The organism is Pseudomonas sp. BF-B-26 (assembly GCF_019956495.1).
In the GTDB taxonomy this organism is placed as follows: domain Bacteria; phylum Pseudomonadota; class Gammaproteobacteria; order Pseudomonadales; family Pseudomonadaceae; genus Aquipseudomonas.
Window position 1 is genome coordinate 15,214 of the sequence record NZ_JAHBDP010000077.1, and the last position, 20,619, is coordinate 35,832.

The window sequence follows — 20,619 nt, forward strand, 5'->3', positions numbered from 1 at the left end:
ATTTGTTACAGGTGACTTAATGCTGGCTGCTACCTAATGTGAATGCGTAGCCGGAGAAGAAAGCGTTAGGTGGATTAAACAGATCTATCACCTTACTTCTATTTTGATCTGAGGAGAATGTAGCCATGGAAAACAGCAAATTTGGTGGCGGTTTTAGTATCAAGCTTTCTATTCCAGCTCGATTGGAGTTGCTGAATAGTAATGACCGAGTTGATGTGACGCTGACAGCTGGCAACGTAGTGTCAGGTCTTTTTAGTTCGTGCAGTGATGGCAAGCTGGAGTTGACGGTAGTTGGCACTGACGAGAAAACCATGATCAATGTCGACGATATCAAAGCGCTGGTTGTCCCGCAGTCAACGGCAAGAGTGGTTTGAAAGTCAGATGCTTAAATAGATCGGTCCCCTTTCTCAGGAGTTTTATTATGATTAGCTATAGTTACACTGCACATGCCGATGGTGGCACGCACAACACTCAATACGGAGGCGTTGATGCCAGCACGCCAACAGAAGCAGAAGAAAAGGTTAAAGCACTGTATAGCTACCCCGTGCACGTTACTCTGCAAATAAACAAAATGGAGGGGGCCCGATTTTTGTCGGAAACCGTAATGGACCGTGGAAGGCTTTGTTAAAGGCTATTAATTCGCTTTATGGTTCAGTGCAGAAAGAGCATGGACGTAATTATCAGAGCGGCGCCCGTAAGGTCGCCGCACTTTTTACGGTCTTGTGTATTTATCTAATTGTCCACATAAAGCCTGATACTCAGTTATTTAGGTTTATCAAACCCGCGTTGCTCAATCACCCGAAACACATCGCTCACATCCTGGACCATGATCCGGGCGATGTTGGTGACGGTGTTGATGTCGTTCTCGGCGTAGTCCGGCAGGCTGGTGCAGGCCATAAGGTTGAGGTATTTGAGGACGGCGCTGAGGCGTTCGCTGACGCAGTTGTGGAGTTCTTGGAGTGGGGCGTCGCTGTCGATGAGCAGGACGGGGTAGTCGGTGGCGAATTGGGACATGGGGGTGAAGCGGCGCGGCGGATTATTCATTGTCATAAGTAAATCTTCCTTGTATCGAAAAGAAGAGCTACTGCCGTTCGCTGCGAACCGAATGGGGTGGTAGCTGTGTGCGGGTTCGCAGACCGAGGATACAAGGAACCCGGCAGACCCGAAGGTCTCCCACACACAGCCACCATAAAACGGACGATGGGCGCTGATGCGACCGTCGTTGTTCATATGGTGCTTGGCTTCACTTATATCGTAAGGGCTGCGAAACCCTATCGCCGACTGCTGTCAGCGACGGGGCGAACTATAAGCGGCGACTTTGGTGGCTGCAACCGGGCTGTAGGAGCGCGCACGGGCATTGTGGCGAGGGAGCTTGCTCCCGTTCGGCAGCGCAGCTGTCGTAAAACCGAGCACTACGGTGTGTCTGAGGAAATTGCGTAGCAGGGTTTGGGGCTCTTCGCATCCCGGCGGGAGCAAGCTCCCTCGCCACGGTCGGAGGAGTCCTACGAATTTTGCGGACGCTGGGATTTGTAGCCGCTGCCGAGATGGAGTTGTTCTTCGGAGCGTCCCGAGCTGCATTCCTTTGCTGCGCGTGGGAAACGATCAGGGTGAGGGAGATTACCTATCGTGATCAATATCCAGCTTGCTGAACGTCACTTGCCCGCCTTCGCTGGTGTACCCGGTGTTGTCCTGCACATAAACCCCGGCCTTGAAGTACAGCGGCTTGACGCTCCAGGTCTTGCTGATGTCGGTGTCCCACTGGTAGCCCGCCGCACTGATGCCCAGCGCGCCGCCCGGGCTCAGGTGGATGAGGTAGGAAAACTCCCGATCCAGTTTCACTCCGGTAGCGATGGTGATTATCCGGGCAGTATCGTCATCAGGGTGCATACGAACCTTGGCGACGAGGTTGCCCGACTGGGTGCTGGTCGAGTACTGATACTCGAGCTTCACCATCGGTTTCTGGCTTTCATAGGCGTGGATCTGGCCAATGACGATCTTCCCCGAACTCGGTACCTGATTCACCGCCAGGGTGGCGCGCAGGGTATTGTCGGCGTCCGGGTAGAGCCAGTTTTTCAGCGTGCCATTGCTGTAGGTTTCGCGAAGTTCGGTGCGGGGATACTTTGCATTATCAGTTGTAGAACCGGTGACCGGGGACCAGAAAAACAGCGTGCCGGTGTCGGAGTGGAAGTATTGGTCCTTGAAGCCATCCACCAGTTTTGACGTTTCAACGGTGTACGGCGGACTGCCGACGGGAACGCTGAGGTTCCAGGTTGCGAGATCGATCATAGACAAAAGCTTCCACGGTTTTTTTACTGCACGTACGTTCCAGAAGCTCTGGCACGCGCCTTGGGGGCCATCCTTATAATCGCAGAAGTTCAATTTGTTAATGCGTAAATGACAAACGGGTGGCGTCAAAATCCTGTTAAAAGGCCATCTTTCCCGGTTTCAGGGGGCTGTGGCGCCGACCGTTAGTCGGCAAATGGACGCTTTGGTTAAATGATGGCGTACTGATAGCTTCTGCTTTTGCGGAACCCGGTCTAGAGTGAAGGCTTAGTATTTGTCCGGTTTTCACGAGAAACCGGCCTGACGTCCCGCATAAGAGAAGCAGCATGGAATGCGCGCAACCCACGCCAGCTGAAGGCAACTCAATTCTTTTAATCGTCGATGATTACCCTGAAAACCTGATCAGCATGCGCGCGTTGTTGCAGCGCCAGGACTGGCAGGTCATGACCGCCGCCTCGGGCTTCGAGGCGCTCAGTCTGTTACTCGAACACGATGTCGACCTGGTGCTGCTGGATGTGCAGATGCCGGGCATGGACGGTTTTGAAGTGGCGCGCCTGATGCGCGGCAGCCAACGAACCCGCCTCACGCCGATCATTTTCCTTACCGCCAACGAACAGTCCCAGGACGCCGTGATCAAGGGCTATGCCAGCGGTGCGGTGGATTACCTGTTCAAACCGTTCGACCCGCAAATTCTCAAGCCCAAAGTCCAGGCCCTGCTCGAGCATCAGCGCAATCGCCGTGCGTTGCAGCGCCTGAGCCACGATCTGGAGGTCGCACGCGCATTTAATGCCTCGGTGCTCGACAATGCCGCCGAAGGCATCCTGGTGGTCGGTGAGGACGGTCTGATCCGCTTTGCCAATCCGGCGATGTCGCGACTGCTCAATGCCACGGTGCAAGACCTGCAAGGCAAAGAGTTTCTGGATTTCCTGCAAAAGCCGCACATTCCGATCTGGGCCGACTCCGAGTTGTTCGCCGGTTACAAACGCGGTGAAACCCTGCGCCTGCACGATGCACTGCTGCGTACGGCGCCCGGTCAGCAGGTGCCCGTGGCGCTGTCCTGCGCACCGTTGCCCAGCGAACAACAGGCGATGGTGGTGACGGTGCTGGACATGTCGGTGGTGCGCCATCTGCATCAGCAACTGGAGTTCCAGGCCGTCACTGACCCTTTGACCGGGCTGCTCAATCGCCGCGGTTTTTACCAGACGGCGGAAAACCTGCTGCTGCGTGGCGACCGCTCCGACAGTGCCTGGGTGCTGCTGTATCTGGACCTCGACGGCTTCAAACGGGTTAATGATTCCCTCGGTCACGATGCCGGCGACCGGGTGCTGCGGTGGGTGTCCGAGCAGTTGAAGGCCTGTTTGCGGCCCTTCGACATTCTGGCGCGCATGGGCGGTGATGAGTTCACGGCGTTGCTGGATCTGGAATTCCCCGAGCAAGCGGCAAAGATTGCCGAGAAGCTGATTGAGCGGGTGTCGATCTGTCAGCAGATCGATGGTCTGGATATCGCGTTGGGCGCCAGCATCGGCATTGCGACGTACCCCGATTGCGGTTCCAATCTCGACGGCTTGCTGCGTGCGTCGGACATCGCCATGTACGAAGCCAAGCGCGCCGGCCGTCAGCAATATCGTTTCTACGATCACGAAATGAACGGCCGGGCACGCTCGCGGCGGATGCTCGAAGAAAGTGTGCACGCGGCGATCGAGAACCGTGATTTCAATTTGGTGTATCAACCTCAGGTGGCCATTGCCAGCGGGCAGATTCGCGGGTTCGAAGCGCTGATCCGCTGGCAGCACCCGAGCGTCGGCGATGTACCACCGGGGCTGTTTTTGCCATTGCTGGAAGAGGCGCGGTTGATCAGCCGCCTGGGCAGCTGGATCTATCAACAAGGGGCGAGCCAGCGAAAAGCCTGGGAAACCTTGTTTGCCGACGATCTGGTGCTGGGCGTCAGTTTGAGCAATACACAATTCGGCATGCCCAATCTGGTCACCGAGTTGCGCCAGTTACTGGAGCGCCATGGTTTACAGGCGCACCATCTGGAAGTCGAGGTCACTGAAGAGGCCCTGATGCAAAACCCCGAGGAAACCCGTAAACAGCTGCGCCTGCTGCGTAACCTGGGTGTGCGAGTGGCCCTGGATGACTTTGGTTGCGGGCCGTGTTCGCTGTCTCACCTGCGGGATCTGGAGTTGGACACGCTCAAGTTCGACCGGCATTTGATTGCCCGGCTTCTGGAGTCCTCACGCGATGCGGCGCTGGTGCGCAATGTGATCGAGCTGTGCAAGGAGTACGGGATGCTGGTGATTGCCGAGGGGGTGGAAACCGCTGCGCAGTATCGGTGGCTGCAAGCCAATGGTTGCGAGTACGTGCAAGGGTTTCTGGTCGCACGGCCGATGATGGCCGAGGATGTCGGCGACTTTGTGCGGCCGTTCGACTGGAACACGCTGACCGGCTGAATTCGCTACACTGGCGACCTTTTCGTGAATCGTGTTGCCGCCCCAATGACCGCGTTGAAATACCTCCAGGCCTATCCTGCAGCACTGCAGGACCAAGTGCGCCAGCTGATCGCCGACGGTCGGCTGGGCGACTACCTGAGCCAGCGTTACCCGGAAAAACACCGGGTACAGAGCGACAAGGCGTTGTACACCTATACGCTGGACCTCAAGCAGGAATACCTGCGTAACGCCCCGGCCATCGATAAGGTGTTGTTCGACAACCGCCTGGACCTGACCCACCGCGCCCTCGGATTGCACACCGCGATATCCCGGGTACAGGGCGGCAAGCTCAAGGCCAAGAAAGAAATTCGTGTCGCTTCATTGTTCAAGGATGCACCTGCCGAGTTTCTGAAAATGATCGTGGTGCATGAACTGGCACACTTCAAAGAGTCGGATCACAACAAGGCGTTCTACAAGCTTTGCGAACATATGTTGCCGGGGTATCACCAGGTGGAGTTCGATGTGCGGGTGTACCTGACGTGGCGGGATATGCAGTAGAAATCAAAATATCGCAGCCGGGAGTGTTTAGATGGATGTAAGCAAGACCAAGAGCAGCTTCTATCGTCGGTTGTACGTGGCGTACCTGATTGATAGCGGGTTGGCCAGTAGCGTCCCGGCGCTGACCGAAGTGACCGGCATGCCCCGGCGCACGGCTCAGGACACTATCGCGGCATTGGCGGATCTGGACATTGTGTGCGAGTTCCAGCAGGAAGAAGGCGCGCGCAATCATGCCGGGCGTTATCGGATTCGCGAGTGGGGGGCGATAGATCGGGGGTGGATCGAGCGCAATCTTCGGCAGATCAAAGCGGTGCTGGAGTATCCCTGAGATTTTGCGGTGAATGAACTGACGCCTTCGCGAGCAAGCCCGCTCCCACATTAGATCTCATTGCCGCCGCAGATCAATGTGGGAGCGGGCTTGCTCGCGAAGGGGCCCTTACTGACGGCGCATCCCGATATGCGGAATGTCATCCTCGAGAAATTCCTCGCCCGCCACTACAAAACCGTACCGCCCGTAATACCCCTGCAAATGCGCCTGTGCCGAGAGATAGATCGGTACTTCAGGCCAGCGCTTTTCAGCCTGTTTCAACGCCTGTGCCATCAACTCATGCCCAAGCCCGATGCCGCGCGCTTGAGGGGCAATGATCACTCGCCCGATGACCACGTCACCACCCTGTAACTCCGGGTCGAGCAACCGCAGGTACGCCACCAGCCGATCCCCGTCCCACGCCATTAAATGGCAGGTGTCACCTTCCAGATCCTGGCCGTCGACGTCCTGATAGACGCATTTCTGCTCAACGACAAACACCTCTGCACGCAGCTGCAGAATGGCGTACAGCTGTTCTTTGCCCAGATCGCTGTGGTGTTTGCAGACCCAATCGATTGTCATCTTCACACTCCTTGAACATCGTCGCTCCGATACTAAGCGCCCAGGCGAAAGATGTCTTTATGGCAGAGAAATCTGTGACAAGGGCCAAAATGCCATCATTCATTTCGCGCGGCCTTGTCTTGTTTGTGTAATCTGGGATGAAGCGCTGTGCAGTGGCTTCGATGAGCTAATGTAAGTACTTGGGTTTGGCAGTATGGGGGCCTTGGAGTTTTGGCTGAAAAACACGTCGGGCGTCCCGCCCGCTAAGGATTTTCTAGCATGCCGCGATTGCATCGAGCCTTTGCTTTGATTGGATTGCTGTTGCTGACTCAAAGCGCGGCAGCGGAAAAGCTGCGCTTGGTAGCCGATGCCTGGCCGCCCTTTACTGACTCCACGCTGGTCAACGGTGGGTTGGCCACGGACATCGTCAGCACAGCGCTGGCCCGGGCCGGTTATGCCAGTGACTTTGAACAAGTGCCATGGGCGCGGGCCTTGCTGGGGGTTGGCGAGGGTCGATACGACGTGCTGGTCAACGCCTGGTACACCGACGATCGTACGAAGCTTGGCCAGTTTTCTGGCGAATACCTGCTCAACCGGGTGCGCTTTCTCAAGCGCAAAGACACACCAATCGAATACGACAACCTGCAACAACTGCATACCTACCCGATAGCGGTGGTTCGCGGTTACGCCTACTCGCCAGCGTTCGATGACGACGTATCGCTGCAGAAAATCCCGGTGCACAACTTCTCCATGGCTGTGCGCATGGTCGCCGCCGACCGGGTCAAGTTGACGCTGGAAGACGAATACGTCGCGCGTTACTTCCTGGCCCGGGAGTCAACCAAGGTGCGCAATGCCGTGGAGTTTTTGCCCAAGGCATTGAGCGAGAACAGCTTGCACATCCTGGTCAGCCTGAAGAACCCCAGGCATGAACAGATCGTCGCCGGTTTCGACCGCGAGATTGCGGCGATGAAAGTGGATGGGAGTTATCAGCGGTTAATGAAGCAGCATGGGATGTGAGTTTTGTGGTGTGGCTGATGGCCTCTTCGCGAGCAAGCCCGCTCCCACATTAGATCTCTGCCGTACACAAAATCTGCATCCACTGCAGATCAAATGTGGGAGCGAGCCTGCTCGCGATGAGGCCGGCTCAGCCACCGCAGATCTCAATCCTCGCTCGTTTCCTTGATGAGGTGCGCCGCCAACGTGCGCAATGGCCCAAGCTGACGGCAGATCAACGCCAACTGCGTCTGCACCAACCGCTGCCCTTCATCGATTTCATCCGGCATCTGCTCAAGGTCATTGGCCAGTGCTTCTTCCTCATCGCTCTGAATCGCAATCGGCAGTTTGCTCGCCAACCCTTGGGCAATTTCATCGATGCTGGCGGCCAGTCTCACCCCGGCACCGTCGATCAAATGCTCGCGCACGTCGGGCGGTAGCTGGGTTTCCCGGTGTGCGCCCAGTCCGGACAAATAACTGAGCAAGGTGTGTGACAGCACCAGGAAGCGGAACCCGACATCCGCTTCCTTACGGAAATGCCCCGGTTCCATCAGCATGTTGGCGAGCGTCGTCGACAGTGCCGCGTCGGCGTTGTGCGCATTGCGTCGGGCCAGGCGATACGCCAGGTCGTCGCTTTTGCCGGCGGCGTATTGCTGCATGATCTGGCGCAGGTAAATGCTGTTGCACGTGAGGGTGTTGGCCAGCACTTTGTTCAGGCGTCGGCCCTGCCAGTCCGGCAGGAACAGGAACACGGCGAGTCCGGCGATCAGGCTGCCCAGCAAGGTATCGAACAGCCGTGGCAGGAACAGCCCGTAACCATCCCCGACCTGGTTGAAGCAGAACAGCACCATCAAGGTGATCGCGGCTGTCGCCAGGGTGTAGCGGGTGGTGCGGTTGATAAAGAACACCACCCCGGCGGCGATCGCGAAGCAGGATTGGATCAAGGGGTTCGGAAACAGATCGAACAGCGCCCAGGCCAAGGTCAGGCCGATGGCGGTGCCGATGATCCGCTGGCCGAGTTTGCGGCGGGTGGCGCCGTAGTTCGGTTGGCAGACAAACAGCGTGGTGAGGATGATCCAGTAACCCTGAGACGGGTGGATCAAATGCACCATCCCGTAGCCGATGCTCAAAGCCAGGGGCAAACGCAGTGCGTGACGGAACAGTAGCGAGGTCGGCGTCAACTGGGTGCGCAAGCGTATCCAAACATCTTTGAGGTTGCGTGGCGAACGGTCGAGCAGGCTGCTGTCGGTGGCGTCGGCCAGGGCATCGGGGTTGCTGGCGTCGCTGAGCAAACGATCGAGCGTGCCGAGGTTGGCCGCCAGTGCCCGCAATGACCGCAACAGTCCGCGCCACGCCGGGTTGCTCTGAATGCGCAGGTGTTCGAGGGAGGCGTGCAGGTCGCTCAGGGCTTCAGCGAAGCTGGCGTCATAGATGAACGGCTGGCGCATCTGGATCGACTCGGCCAGCGCCCGGCAGGCCTTGCCTTGCTGGCGCAGCAGGCGCTGGCAGCGGAACATCACGTCGCTGTGAAAGAAGGCATCGGCGAGGGCGTTGTAAGGGTAGTGCGAGGAACTGGCGCGCTCGTGAATGTCCTGAGCGAGGAAGTACAGCTTCAGGTAACGGCTGAGTTTCGAGCCCGGCCGACCGTTGCCGACCCGGTGCAGGATGATTTCCTTGGCGGCGTTCAGTGCGGCCACGACACGACCGTTTTGCTGCGCCAGTTCCAGTCGACGCGCTTCCACGTCCATCTGGCGGATCGGCTCGAACAGCGACGATTTCAGCTTCAGGTAAAAACCCAGTTCGCGGAACAATCGCGCCAGGCTTTGTTGCACCGGCTGATTGGAAAACATCGCCTGCCACAGCACTGAGAGCAAGCCGTACCACGCTGCACCGGCCACCAGCAGCATCGGCTCGTGCCAGAAATCGATGACTTCGCCGCCGCGCTGGTCCACGCCGATCATGGTGTAGACCGACAGAATCAACGTCGCCGAGGCAATCGCGCCATAGCGTTCACCCAAGGCGCCGAGCATGGTCAGGCCGAAACTGGCCAGGGCCAGGGCGATGACAAAAACGACGGGGTAGGGGAAGAGCAGTTCGACGGAGAGGGCGGCGACGCTGAAGCACACCAGCGTCACGGCCAGTGCGTTAAGGCGGCCTTGCCAACTGTCGTCGGTCTCGGCCAGGGCGCTGGCGATGATCCCGAGGAACAGCGGGATCAGCAGCCCCATTTCATCCTTGTACCAACACAGCGCCATGCTGCCGGTCAGGGCGATGAACACCCGTACGCTGTAGCTGAATTTATCCAGCGCCCAGAGGCGACGCAGAGACTGACTAAAGGGGGTCGATGACATGAAATGCGAGGGCCTTCCGAGGCGATGACGCTAAATTGAGCCAGTAATGACGTCGACGCAATGGCGCCGATCACATCTGACAGCAAAATCTGTTCCTTTAAAGATCACCACATCACCCATGTGGGAGCGGGCTTGCTCGCGAAGGCGGTGTATCAGTCAACAGAGATGTTGAATGTTATGGCCCCTTCGCGAGCAAGCCCGCTCCCACATTTTATTTGTGTACACCCTTGGGTCAGGCGTATTGCGCAGCAGCGTAGCCGGAGGCCCAGGCCCACTGGAAGTTGAAACCGCCCAGATGCCCGGTGACGTCGAGCACTTCGCCGATGAAATACAGGCCGGGGCTTTTCAGCGATTCCATGGTCTTGGACGACACCTCGTTGGTATCGACGCCGCCCAATGTCACTTCAGCGGTGCGATAGCCTTCAGTGCCGGCCGGCACCACTTTCCAGCTCGCCAGTTTTTCGGCGATGTCGGCGATTTCCGCGTGGGTGTACTGCTTCATTGGTTTGGAGACGAACCAGTTATCCGCCAGCAGGTTGGCCATCTTCTTGGTGAAGATTTCCCCCAGCAGGGTTTTCAGCTCGCTGTTCGGACGTTCGGCTTGCTGCTGTTGCAGCCAGCTCGGCACGTCGTGGTCCGGCATCAGATTGATCTCAACCGTGTCGCCGGATTCCCAAAACGATGAAATCTGCAAAATCGCCGGACCACTGAGGCCGCGGTGAGTGAACAGGATGTTCTCGCGGAAACTCTGGTCGTTGCAGCTCACCAGGCAATCCACCGACGTACCGGACAGCTCGGTGCACAGCTCTTTGAGCTGATCGGTGATGGTGAACGGCACCAGTCCGGCGCGGGTCGGCAGCAAGTCGTGGCCGAACTGCTTGGCCACCTGATAGCCGAAACCGGTGGCGCCCAGTGTCGGGATCGACAAGCCGCCCGTGGCGATCACCAGGGATTCGCAGGTGATCTGATCGAGGGTGGTTTGCAGCAGGTAGCCGCTTTCCATTTTCTCGATGTGCTGGATCGAGGTGTCCAGGTGCAGGCTGACGCCGACCTGATTGCACTCCTCGAGCAGCATCTCAAGGATGTCGCTGGATTTGTTATCGCAGAACAGCTGGCCGAGTTTCTTCTCGTGGTACGGCACGCCGTGTTTGGCGACCATGCCGATGAAATCCCACTGGGTGTAGCGCGCCAGGGCGGATTTGCAGAAGTGTTCGTTCTGCGAGAGGAAATTGCTCGGTTCGGTGTACATGTTGGTGAAATTACAGCGGCCACCGCCCGACATCAGGATTTTCTTGCCGGCCTTGTTCGCATGGTCGAGCAACATCACCTTGCGCCCGCGCCCGGCGGCGGTCAGCGCACACATCAAACCTGCGGCGCCAGCGCCAATGATCACGACTTCGGTAGAGCGCAAAACGGTGTCCTCATACAAAATTCAAATTCACTGATAAACCAATGTGGGAGCGGGCTTGCTCGCGAAAGCGGTGTGTCAGGCAGCTTAATGCCAACTGACACTCCCTCTTCGCGAGCAAGCCCGCTCCCACATTTGATCTCTGCCAGCCAGAAGATCTCTTACAGGATACGCACGCGCAGCGAACGGCCTTTGATCTTGCCGTCATTCAGGCGCTGCAAGGCTTGCTTGGCGATCCCGCGTTCCACCGCCACATAGGCCTGGAAGTCGAAAATCGCGATCTTGCCAACCTGAGCGCCCGGAATACCTGCATCGCCAGTCAGCGCGCCCAGAATGTCACCCGGACGCACCTTGTCTTTACGGCCAGCGCCAATGACCAGCGTGCTCATCACCGGCAGCAGCGGTGCGCCGCCCTGGGATTTGAGGTTGTCCAGCTGATCCCAGCTCAACGGCGACTTCTGCAGTAGCTCGATGGCCTGGGCGCGGTGCGCTTCGGACGGTGCGACCAGGCTGATCGCAATCCCTTTCTCACCGGCGCGACCGGTACGGCCAACACGGTGGATGTGGATTTCCGAATCACGGGCCAGTTCGACGTTGATCACCATGTCCAGCGCATCGATGTCCAGACCGCGAGCGGCGACGTCGGTAGCAACCAGCACCGAGGTACTGCGGTTGGCGAACATGGCGAGCACCTGGTCGCGGTCACGCTGTTCCAGATCGCCATGCAGGCCGACGGCGGAGATGCCTTTGGAGGTCAGGTGATCGACGGTTTCCTGAACCTGCTGCTTGGTGAAGCAGAAGGCGACACACGATGCCGGACGATGATGCGCGAGGACTTTGACCACGGCGTCCATGCGCTCTTCCGGGGAAATCTCGTAGAAGCGCTGCTCGATCTGCGTGTCGTCGTGGAACGCCTCGGCCTTCACGATCTGAGGCGTGCGCATGAATTTCGCCGCCAACTGCTTGATACCCGTCGGGTACGTGGCGGAGAACAGCAGGGTCTGGCGACGCGCTGGGGTCTGGGCAATGATTTCTTCGATGGAGTCGTAGAAACCCATGTCGAGCATGCGGTCGGCTTCGTCGAGGATCAGCGTGTTCAGGCCATGGAGCACCAGCGAACCTTTGCGCAAATGCTGCTGAAGGCGGCCCGGGGTGCCGACGATGATGTGCGCGCCATGCTCCAGAGAACCGATCTGCGGGCCGAATGACACACCGCCACACAGGGTCAGGACCTTGATGTTGTCTTCGGCACGGGCCAGGCGACGGATTTCCTTGGCAACCTGGTCGGCCAGTTCGCGAGTCGGGCAGATGACCAGCGCCTGGCAACCGAAGAAGCGCGGATTGATCGGGTTCAGCAGGCCGATACCGAAGGCGGCGGTCTTGCCGCTGCCGGTCTTGGCCTGGGCGATCAGGTCCATCCCCTTGAGGATCACCGGCAAGCTTTGCGCCTGGATCGGCGTCATCTCGGCATAACCCAAAGAGTCGAGGTTAGCCAGCATGGCGGCGGACAGCGGCAAAGTATTAAAAGCGGTGGCGATGGTGGTCACGGGACTGGCCTGCAAAACAAAATGTCGCGCAGTGTACCAGCCCGGTGGCCATTCGCCCTAAGGCTCTATGTGCTCTTCCGGACGCTTGACGCGCCGTCCGTCTTCCTTTGAGAGCTGAGAAAAGATCGTTGCGGCCAGCATCGCCATGATCCCGACCGTCACAAAGGTCAGCTGGAATGCGCCCAAAACCGTGTCCACGCCATCGTTGCCGATCTCCGCGGTGAACCCGCCGAGCAAGGCGCCGGCACAGGCAACGCCAAGGCTCAGGGACAATTGCGCGACCACCGACAGCAGGCTGTTGCCGCTACTGGCGCTGGCGTCGTCGAGGTCGATCAGGGTGACGGTGTTCATTGCGGTGAACTGCAAGGAGTTGATCGCCCCCAGAATCGATAACATCACCAACAGCAACCAGTACGGCGTTTGCTCGCTGACCAGCCCCATGCTCGCCAACATCAGCCCCAGCGCTAACGTATTGCCGGTGAGCACGATGCGATAGCCCAAACGTTCGATCAGCGGTCGCGCCACCGACTTGGCGACCATCGCTGCCGCCGCCAGTGGCAGCATGCTCATCCCGGCCTGGGACGGCGAGTAACCCAGCGCCACTTGCAGCAGCAACGGCACGAGAAACGGCAGGGCGCCGCTGCCCAGACGGGCGAACAGGTTGCCGAGGATGCCCACGGCAAACGTCCGGGTCTTGAACAGTGACGGCGCGAACAGCGGATTATCGATGTGCCCGGCCCGCAACCAGTACGCCGCCAGACAGGCCATGCCGGCGAACAGCAGCAACATCACCCGCAAGTGCGGCAGGTGCAGTTCGCCGAGGCCTTCCATGGCGATGGTGATCAGCACCATCGCCGCGCCGAACAGTAAAAAGCCCAGGCTGTCGAAGCGGGTGCGTTCGGTGCCACGCAGGTCGGGGATGAATTTCCACACGGCGTAACAACCGACGGCGCCGACCGGCAGGTTGATCAGGAAGATCCAGTGCCAGGTCAGGTATTCCACCATCCAGCCGCCCATGGTCGGGCCGATCAACGGGCCGAGCAGGCCGGGGATGGTGATGAAGCCCATGATTCGCACCAGCTCCGAACGCGGATAGGCGCGCAACACCACAAGTCGCCCGACCGGCAACATCAGCGCACCGCCCAGACCTTGAATCACCCGCGCGCCAATCAGCAGGCTCAGGGTGTTCGACAGTGCGCAGAGCAACGAGCCGAGGCTGAACAACAGAATCGCGCTGAAGAAGATTTTCCTGGTACCGAAACGGTCGGCGATCCAGCCTGAGGCAGGGATCAGCAAGGCGACGGTGAGCATGTAGGCGATGATCACGCCCTGCATGCGCAAGGGGTCTTCGGCCAGGTCTCGGGCCATGGCGGGCAGGGCGGTGTTGAGGATGGTCCCGTCGAGGGATTGCATGAAGAACGCGATGGCGACAACCCACGGCACCCAGCGGGCGGTGACAGCGTCGAGAGGCGGGCGGTTGGGCATGGGACCTCTTGTGGGAGAAGTGTTAATGCAATGTCATGGTGGGTCGCAATTCATGTGGGAGCGGGCTTGCTCGCGAAAGCGTTCGATCAGTCAGCATTGATGTTGAATGTAATGACCTCTTCGCGAGCAAGCCCGCTCCCACATGGACGGCGATCATCCTGGGGGGCGCGAGCCGGCTCCGGGCGGCGTTCCGACGAAACTTTCTACAGCGTCAACGTAAGGCGGCTGATCAGCGCCCCCGGCAACAACGCTGACGCTGTGGCCCGCTGGCTGTAAGTGCTCGCCGACAGCAGCAACTCGCGCTCCTCGGTCAATGCTTCCAGCTGCGATCCCAACAAACTGTAGGCACTGTCATCAAACCGCATGGTGCTCACCGGCGCCTGAATCTCGCCGTTCTCGACCCAGAAGGTCGCAAACCGCGTCATGCCGGTCAGGCGTGCCGCCGGCTGATCGGAGTAGTTCAGGTACCACAGGTTGCTGATGTACAAGCCCGTGCCTAATTGCTTGAGAATCTCTGCATCAGGCAACGTACCGGCGGCCATGTTCACTGCGCTTGGCATTTCACCGCCGCTGGCGCCGTTGGCGGTCAGGCCGTACTCGGCTGCACTGCGTGAACTGACCATCTGCGCGCCAGCCTTGCCGTTGACGATCAACCCCAGATCGCTGCGCGGATAACCTTCGCCGGAGAATGCCGGGCTCAACGAACCACTGACCTTTTCATCCACCGACACCAACGGGCTGAACGCACTGTCGCCCGCGTAAAGCTTCTGCAGCGGGCTGTTTTTGCTGGCAATCGACTGCGCCGAGAAACCGCCCCAGCCCAGCATGTCCATGATTTCTCCCAGGGCTGCCGGTGCCAGATAGGCGCGATACTGACCCGGCGCCAGGGTGTGTTGCGGTCTGCCCAGAAACGCCAACTGCTCGCGTGCCTGCGCAAAGCGCTTGGCAAACCCTTCGCTGTTCCAGTCGTGCCCGGCGTAACTGGCTTTCACCGCCTGGCCGTTTTCATGGACCAGACTGAAATCAAAGTTGAAGCTGTTGGCCTGGTGCCAGCCGAACGCGCCCGAAGAACTGGCGAAACCGCGACTGATCGGGCCGGCGGCGTAGAAACCCACCAGGTCCAGCCCTTCGGCGGCCTGGGTGATTTCGGCGACCACTTGCTCGGTGTCCGGCAGCGGATGCTCCTGCACATTCTTGCTCTGCCAGCCGTTGTGGTTGAGCAGCAGGTACGGATCCTGCGGCAGCAACGGCAAGGTTTCGCGCAGCTGTTGCAGACCTTCGGCCAGGCGCTGCATATCGACGGCGGCATCACCCGACAGCGTGATGTTCAGGTCGGCGTGGCGCCCCTCGTTGATCAGTTTGAAACCGACGCTCGCCTGTTGCACTTGCCCGGCCTGACGGACCTTGGCGTGGTTGAAGCGCACGAAGGCCGAGGATTCGGCGGCGTAGCTGAGGGTGAATTGTTCCGGCTCGCGAATCGCATCGCGCAGCCAATTGACCAAGGCCTTGAACGCATCGGCCTGATTTTTTGGGGCGCTTTTAAAGTCAGTCATCAGGCATCTCCCCCAAACACATCAACGTTGCTGAACACACAGGCCGGCGAGGCATGGCCGACGCGGATCACCTGGTTCGGTTCGCCTTTGCCGCAGTTCGGCGTGCCCAGCACCTTGACGGAGTTGGCATCGCCAACGGCGCTGAGGCTTTTCCAGAACTGCGCGGAAATCGCCCGGTAGTTCGGGTTCTTGACCACGCCTTTGAGTTCGCCGTTTTCGATCAACTGGCCCCATTCACAGCCGAACTGGAACTTGTTGCGGGCATCGTCGATGGACCAGGACCGGTTGGTGCTCATCAAGATGCCGTGCTCGATGTTGCCGATCATCTGCTCCAGCGGTTGATCGCCGGCCTCGATGTTCAGGTTGGCCATGCGATCGATCGGCGGACGGTTCCAGCTGCAGGCGCGGCTGTTGGCCACGCCCTCCATGCCCGCGCGAAACTGCGACAGCGCGCCGCCCAATGGGCGCAGCAGCAGGCCTTCTTTAATCAGGAATTGTTTGCTCGCGGCAGTACCGTCGTCGTCATGGCCATAGCTGGCGAGCTGCTCGGGGATGTCCGGATCGAAGGTCACGTTGAGCAGTTTGGAGCCGTATTGCAGGCTGCCAAAGTCTTCGGCCTTGACGAAACTGGTGCCGGCGTAATTGCGCTCGTCACCGAGGATGCGGTCCAGTTCCAGCGGGTGACCGATGGACTCGTGGATCTGCAGCATCATCTGGTCCGGCATCAACAGCAGGTCACGCGGGCCTTTCGGGGTGTTCGGCGCCAGCAGCAATTGCAGCGCCTGATCGGCGATTTTCGGACCAGCGCCGACCAGGCCACAGCGGCTGATCACATCAAAACCGCCCTGTTGACCGAAGTTCTCGCGGCCCAGGGTTCGGGTCTGGCTGTCGTTGCCGTCGTAGGCGGTGACTTCCAGGCTCGGGTAGACGAACCGCTGAGCCTGGCGCAGTTCGGCGCCGGCGTTGCTGAGGTAGATCTGTTCGACGTTAGTGATGCCGATGCTCACTTCCCAGTTCACCAGGCGCTCGTCCTTGGGCACGGCGGCGGATTCAGCGCCGAGCAGTTGGTAGCAATCGCTCAAGGACGGGAAGGGCTGGTCGAGGTTCGGCGAAAAGTAGTCGGCGCGGTCGCTGGAGACCCCTTGCGCGCTCAGGTCGAGCAGGGCGTGGGGCTTGAGTCGGCGGGCTTGTTGCTCGGCCTTCTCCAGTGCGGCTTGCAGGCCTTGTTGCGACAGGTCGTTGGTCGCGGCGTAGGCTTCGACGCCGTTGACCCGAACGGTCAGCATCGCGCCTTCGTCACGGCTCAGGCTCGGAGGTTCGGCGACATTCTTGCGCACTGACAGGTACTGGCCGGACTCGCGCACATAACGCAGCGAAAAGAATTCAGCGCCCGTGCGCAAGGCAGCGAAGCGCTGCTTGAGCTGGGGATGGAAATCGAACATTCGGGAACCTCCTTGGTATGGAGTGGCGGTGTATCGATGTCGCGAGGGGGGTGAAACGTTTGCGTGGCGCTAGATTAGGCCTGCGTGGGGGGTAGGATCAAGCTTGGAGAGGTGTAGGAAAGGTTTACCAGGAGAGGTGTAGTGTTTGGTCGGGCCCCTTCGCGAGCAAGCCCGCTCCCACATTGGATCTGTGTCGTTCACAAATCCAATGTGGGAGCGGGCTTGCTCGCGAAGGCAGCACCGCGGTGTTACGACTTACTGAGCGGTCAGGCTCACATCCCGCAACGGCTTGCCACGCACCGGCGCATCGCCAGCCACGAAATAGGCAGCCTTGCTACGCGGCAACGGCTTGCGACCACGGATCTTGTCGGCGATTTTCTCGGCGATCATGATCGTCGGCGCGTTCAGGTTGCCGGTGGTGATGATCGGCATGATCGAGGCATCGACCACACGCAGGCTCTGCATGCCGTGCACACGACCTTCAGCGTCAACCACGGCCATGTCGTCGGTGCCCATCTTGCACGAGCAGGACGGGTGGAACGCGGTTTCGGCGTGTTCGCGGATGAACTTGTCGAGCTGCTCATCGGTTTGCACGTCGATGCCCGGGCTGATTTCGCGGCCACGGAAAGCGTCCAGTGCAGGCTGTTGCATGATTTCACGGGTCAGGCGGATGCCGTCGCGGAATTCCTGCCAGTCCTGCTCGGTGGCCATGTAGTTGAACAGGATGCTCGGGTACTCGCGCGGATCCTTCGACTTGGCCTGGATGCGACCACGGCTCGGCGAACGCATGGAACCCATGTGCGCCTGGAAACCGTGCTCTTTCACACCGTTGCTGCCGTTGTAGTTAATCGCGACCGGCAGGAAGTGGTACTGGATGTTCGGCCAATCGAATTCCGGACGGGTACGAATGAAACCGCCGGCTTCGAACTGGTTGCTGGCGCCGATGCCGGTGCCTTTGAACAGCCACTCGGCACCGATGGCCGGCTGGTTGTGCAGCAGCAGCGACGGGTACAGCGAGACCGGTTGGGTGCACGCGTATTGCAGGTACAGCTCGAGGTGATCCTGCAGGTTTTCACCCACGCCCGGCAGGTCGTGGACCACCGGGATGTCGAGTTTTTTCAGCAGTTCGGCCGGGCCGACGCCGGAGCGTTGCAGAATCTGCGGCGAAGCGATGGCGCCGGAGCACAGCAGCACTTCTTTGCGGGCACGGGCTTCAACGCGCTCTTCAGCTGCGCCGATCAGGTAACGCACGCCGACCGCACGCTTGCCTTCAAACAGAATCTTGTCGGTCAGGGCGTGGGTGACGATGGTCAGGGTCGAGCGCTTCTTGGCGATGTCCAGGTAACCGCGAGCGGTGCTGGCGCGACGGCCGTTCGGCGTCACGGTGCGGTCCATCGGACCGAAGCCTTCTTGCTGGTAGCCGTTCAGGTCTTCGGTGCGCGGGTAACCGGCTTGCACACCGGCTTCAACCATCGCGTTGAACAGCGGGTTATTGCCGGCTTTTGGCGTGGTCACGCTGACCGGACCGTCGCCACCGTGGTAGTCGTTCGGGCCGATGTCACGGGTTTCAGCCTTGCGGAAATACGGCAGGCAGTTCAGGTAGTCCCAGTCTTCCAGACCTGGCAGTTTGGCCCAGTTGTCGTAGTCCATCGCGTTGCCGCGGATGTAGCACATGCCGTTGATCAGCGAAGAACCACCCAGGCCCTTGCCGCGACCGCATTCCATCCGGCGACCGTTCATGTGTGGTTCTGGATCGGTTTCGTAGGCCCAGTTGTAGCGACGACCTTGCAGCGGGAACGCCAAAGCGGCCGGCATTTGCGTACGGAAGTCTAAACGGTAGTCCGGGCCGCCTGCTTCGAGCAGCAGGACGGTGACGCCTTCGTCTTCAGTCAGACGGGTCGCCAGGGTGTTACCGGCCGAGCCGGCACCGATGATGATGTAATCGAATTCTTGGGACATTGAATGCACCCTCTTTGAAGTTGGTCAGGTCGCGGTCGCCGATGCACCACTTGATTTGTGGCGAGGGAGCTTGCTCCCGCTCGGCTGCGCAGCAGTCGCAAGGCAGCGACCGTGTTCTGTCTGAATGAGCGCGGTGTCTGAAGTTGGGGCCGCTTCGCAGCCCAGCGGGAGCAAGCTCCCTCGCCACAAAAGGCCCCAGCCTCAGGTTCCGCGTCAGATCAGAAAACCGAGGCGTAATCGCCCAGTTCGACCTGTACCGATTTGATGCGTGTGAAGTTGTTCAGCGAGCTGATGCCGTTCTCACGGCCCACACCCGACTGCTTGTAGCCGCCGACCGGCATCTTGGCGTCGGACTCGCCCCAGGCGTTGATCCAGCAGATACCGGCTTCCAGTTGATGAATCACGCGGTGAGCGCGGTTCAGGTCCTTGGTGACGACGCCAGCGGCCAGGCCGAACTCGGTGTCGTTGGCACGACGGATCACTTCTTCTTCGGTTTCGTAGGTCAGGATGCTCATCACCGGGCCGAAGATTTCTTCGCGAACGATGGTCATCTCGTCGGTGCAGTCGGTGAACACGGTCGGTGCCACGAACGCGCCTTTGGCGAATTCGCCTTCGGTCAGACGGCTGCCGCCGCACAGAACGCGAGCGCCTTCTTCCTTACCTTTGGCGATGTAACCCAGCACGCTTTCCATGTGGGCGAAGCTGACCAGCGGGCCGAAGTTGGTGTTCTCGTCTTGCGGGTTGCCGACGCGGATGCGCGCAACGCGTTCAACGATCTTGGCTTCGAAAGCGGCTTTCAGGTGGCTCGGTACGAACACGCGAGTGCCGTTGGTGCAGACCTGACCGGAGCTGTAGAAGTTGGCCATCATGGCGGTGTCGGCGGCGCGGTCGAGGTCGGCGTCGTCGAAAATGATCAGCGGGGATTTGCCGCCCAGTTCCATGGTCACGTCTTTCAGCGACGAGGCGGAAGCGCTGGCCATGACTTTCTTGCCGGTGTCGGTGCCGCCGGTGAAGGAGATTTTTTCGATGCGTGGGTGCTCGGTCAGCCAGGTACCGACTTCACGGCCGCTGCCGGTCAGCACGTTGAACACGCCAGCCGGAACGCCGGCTTCGGTGTAGATCTCGGCCAGTTTCAGCGTGGTCAGGGAAGTGACTTCGCTTGGCTTGAAGATCATCGCGTTGCCGGCCGCCAGGGCAGGTGCGGATTTCCACAGGGCGATCTGGATCGGGTAGTTCCACGCGCCGATACCGGCCACGATGCCCAGCGGCTCGCGACGGGTGTAGACGAAGGAAGTGGTGCGCAGTGGAATCTGCTCGCCCTCGATGGCCGGCACCAGGCCTGCGTAGTACTCCAGCACATCAGCGCCGGTGACGATGTCGACGTACTTGGTTTCGGAGAACGACTTACCGGTGTCCAGGGTTTCCAGGGCGGCCAGTTCATCGTTGCGCTCGCGCAGGATGTCGACGGCACGACGCAGGATGCGCGAACGCTCCATGGCGGTCATCGCAGCCCAGATTTTCTGACCCTTTTCGGCGCTGATGACAGCGCGCTCGACGTCTTCCTTGGTCGCACGTTGTACGGTTGCGAGGACTTCACCGTTAGCCGGGTTGATGGCTTCGAAGGTGGCGTCGCTGCTGGCGTCGGTGTAACCGCCGTCGATGTAGAGTTTTTGCAGTTCGAAACGGGCCATAAAGTCCTCGCAAGTGCATAAGTTAAGTGGCGTTAACCACCGGGCGTGCCGT

The 20,619-nt window shown here is 59.6% G+C and carries 17 protein-coding genes; 6 read left to right on the forward strand and 11 right to left on the reverse strand.

Annotated elements, in window-relative coordinates; translation table 11 throughout:
• Positions 1 to 125: 125 nt before the first annotated feature.
• Positions 126 to 374 (forward strand): hypothetical protein, encoded by a 249-nt coding sequence (locus tag KGB03_RS15960; RefSeq protein ID WP_223527590.1) that lies wholly within the window; start codon positions 126 to 128, stop codon positions 372 to 374.
• A gap of 47 nt (positions 375 to 421) precedes the next feature.
• Positions 422 to 628 carry a hypothetical protein gene (locus KGB03_RS15965; RefSeq protein WP_223527592.1) on the forward strand — a complete coding sequence of 69 codons (207 nt, stop codon included), beginning with the start codon at positions 422 to 424 and terminating at the stop codon, positions 626 to 628.
• A 134-nt stretch (positions 629 to 762) separates the two neighbouring features.
• On the opposite strand, the gene KGB03_RS15970 is transcribed toward KGB03_RS15965, so the two are convergent.
• A complete protein-coding gene (locus tag KGB03_RS15970) occupies positions 763 to 1,050 on the reverse strand; it encodes a fructose-bisphosphate aldolase (protein WP_223527594.1) in 288 nt (95 codons plus the stop codon).
• 567 nt (positions 1,051 to 1,617) lie between these two features.
• Entirely contained in the window at positions 1,618 to 2,286 is a 669-nt protein-coding gene (locus KGB03_RS15975) for a polysaccharide lyase family 7 protein (RefSeq protein ID WP_192409208.1), read from the reverse strand.
• Between the two features lie 323 nt (positions 2,287 to 2,609).
• On the opposite strand from KGB03_RS15975, the gene KGB03_RS15980 reads away from it, so the two are divergent.
• Genes KGB03_RS15980 through KGB03_RS15990 form a run of 3 tightly spaced genes read left to right on the forward strand, consistent with a single transcriptional unit; the run spans position 2,610 to position 5,598 of the window.
• Positions 2,610 to 4,733: a putative bifunctional diguanylate cyclase/phosphodiesterase gene (locus KGB03_RS15980; protein WP_223527596.1), complete on the forward strand. Its 2,124-nt coding sequence runs from the start codon at positions 2,610 to 2,612 to the stop codon at positions 4,731 to 4,733.
• A 45-nt stretch (positions 4,734 to 4,778) separates the two neighbouring features.
• A complete protein-coding gene (locus KGB03_RS15985) occupies positions 4,779 to 5,270 on the forward strand; it encodes a M48 family metallopeptidase (protein WP_008151965.1) in 492 nt (163 codons plus the stop codon).
• Between the two features lie 31 nt (positions 5,271 to 5,301).
• Positions 5,302 to 5,598 (forward strand): helix-turn-helix domain-containing protein, encoded by a 297-nt coding sequence (locus KGB03_RS15990; protein WP_008151963.1) that lies wholly within the window; start codon positions 5,302 to 5,304, stop codon positions 5,596 to 5,598.
• Between the two features lie 108 nt (positions 5,599 to 5,706).
• Here KGB03_RS15990 and KGB03_RS15995 read toward each other — a convergent pair whose 3' ends face one another.
• Positions 5,707 to 6,159: a GNAT family N-acetyltransferase gene (locus tag KGB03_RS15995; protein ID WP_218536736.1), complete on the reverse strand. Its 453-nt coding sequence runs from the start codon at positions 6,157 to 6,159 to the stop codon at positions 5,707 to 5,709.
• A gap of 258 nt (positions 6,160 to 6,417) precedes the next feature.
• Here KGB03_RS15995 and KGB03_RS16000 point away from each other — a divergent pair, with 258 nt between their 5' ends.
• On the forward strand, positions 6,418 to 7,155 hold the full coding sequence (locus KGB03_RS16000) for a substrate-binding periplasmic protein (RefSeq protein WP_223527598.1): 738 nt from the start codon (positions 6,418 to 6,420) through the stop codon (positions 7,153 to 7,155).
• Positions 7,156 to 7,298: 143 nt separating this feature from the next.
• Here the strand turns inward: KGB03_RS16000 and yccS are convergent, their stop codons facing one another.
• The 8 genes from yccS to betB all read right to left on the reverse strand — a co-directional run bounded on the left by yccS (position 7,299) and on the right by betB (position 20,567).
• Positions 7,299 to 9,482 (reverse strand): YccS family putative transporter, encoded by a 2,184-nt coding sequence (yccS, locus tag KGB03_RS16005; RefSeq protein ID WP_223527600.1) that lies wholly within the window; start codon positions 9,480 to 9,482, stop codon positions 7,299 to 7,301.
• Between the two features lie 232 nt (positions 9,483 to 9,714).
• Positions 9,715 to 10,893, reverse strand: a complete 1,179-nt coding sequence (locus KGB03_RS16010) for an NAD(P)/FAD-dependent oxidoreductase (protein WP_192409216.1) — start codon at positions 10,891 to 10,893, stop codon at positions 9,715 to 9,717.
• Positions 10,894 to 11,051: 158 nt separating this feature from the next.
• A complete protein-coding gene (gene dbpA / locus KGB03_RS16015; protein ID WP_232252256.1) occupies positions 11,052 to 12,389 on the reverse strand; it encodes an ATP-dependent RNA helicase DbpA in 1,338 nt (445 codons plus the stop codon).
• A gap of 105 nt (positions 12,390 to 12,494) precedes the next feature.
• The gene (gene mdtD / locus KGB03_RS16020; protein ID WP_192409217.1) at positions 12,495 to 13,922 is read right to left on the reverse strand and encodes a multidrug transporter subunit MdtD; all 1,428 of its coding nucleotides are present in this window, start codon (positions 13,920 to 13,922) and stop codon (positions 12,495 to 12,497) included.
• A 203-nt stretch (positions 13,923 to 14,125) separates the two neighbouring features.
• Positions 14,126 to 15,475 carry a TldD/PmbA family protein gene (locus KGB03_RS16025; protein ID WP_223527602.1) on the reverse strand — a complete coding sequence of 450 codons (1,350 nt, stop codon included), beginning with the start codon at positions 15,473 to 15,475 and terminating at the stop codon, positions 14,126 to 14,128.
• Positions 15,475 to 16,917 (reverse strand): TldD/PmbA family protein, encoded by a 1,443-nt coding sequence (locus tag KGB03_RS16030; RefSeq protein ID WP_192409219.1) that lies wholly within the window; start codon positions 16,915 to 16,917, stop codon positions 15,475 to 15,477. The genes KGB03_RS16025 and KGB03_RS16030 overlap by 1 nt, the downstream gene beginning before the upstream one ends.
• A gap of 255 nt (positions 16,918 to 17,172) precedes the next feature.
• Positions 17,173 to 18,876: a choline dehydrogenase gene (betA, locus tag KGB03_RS16035; RefSeq protein ID WP_218536739.1), complete on the reverse strand. Its 1,704-nt coding sequence runs from the start codon at positions 18,874 to 18,876 to the stop codon at positions 17,173 to 17,175.
• A gap of 218 nt (positions 18,877 to 19,094) precedes the next feature.
• Positions 19,095 to 20,567 (reverse strand): betaine-aldehyde dehydrogenase, encoded by a 1,473-nt coding sequence (gene betB, locus KGB03_RS16040; protein WP_223527603.1) that lies wholly within the window; start codon positions 20,565 to 20,567, stop codon positions 19,095 to 19,097.
• Positions 20,568 to 20,619: the final 52 nt, after the last annotated feature.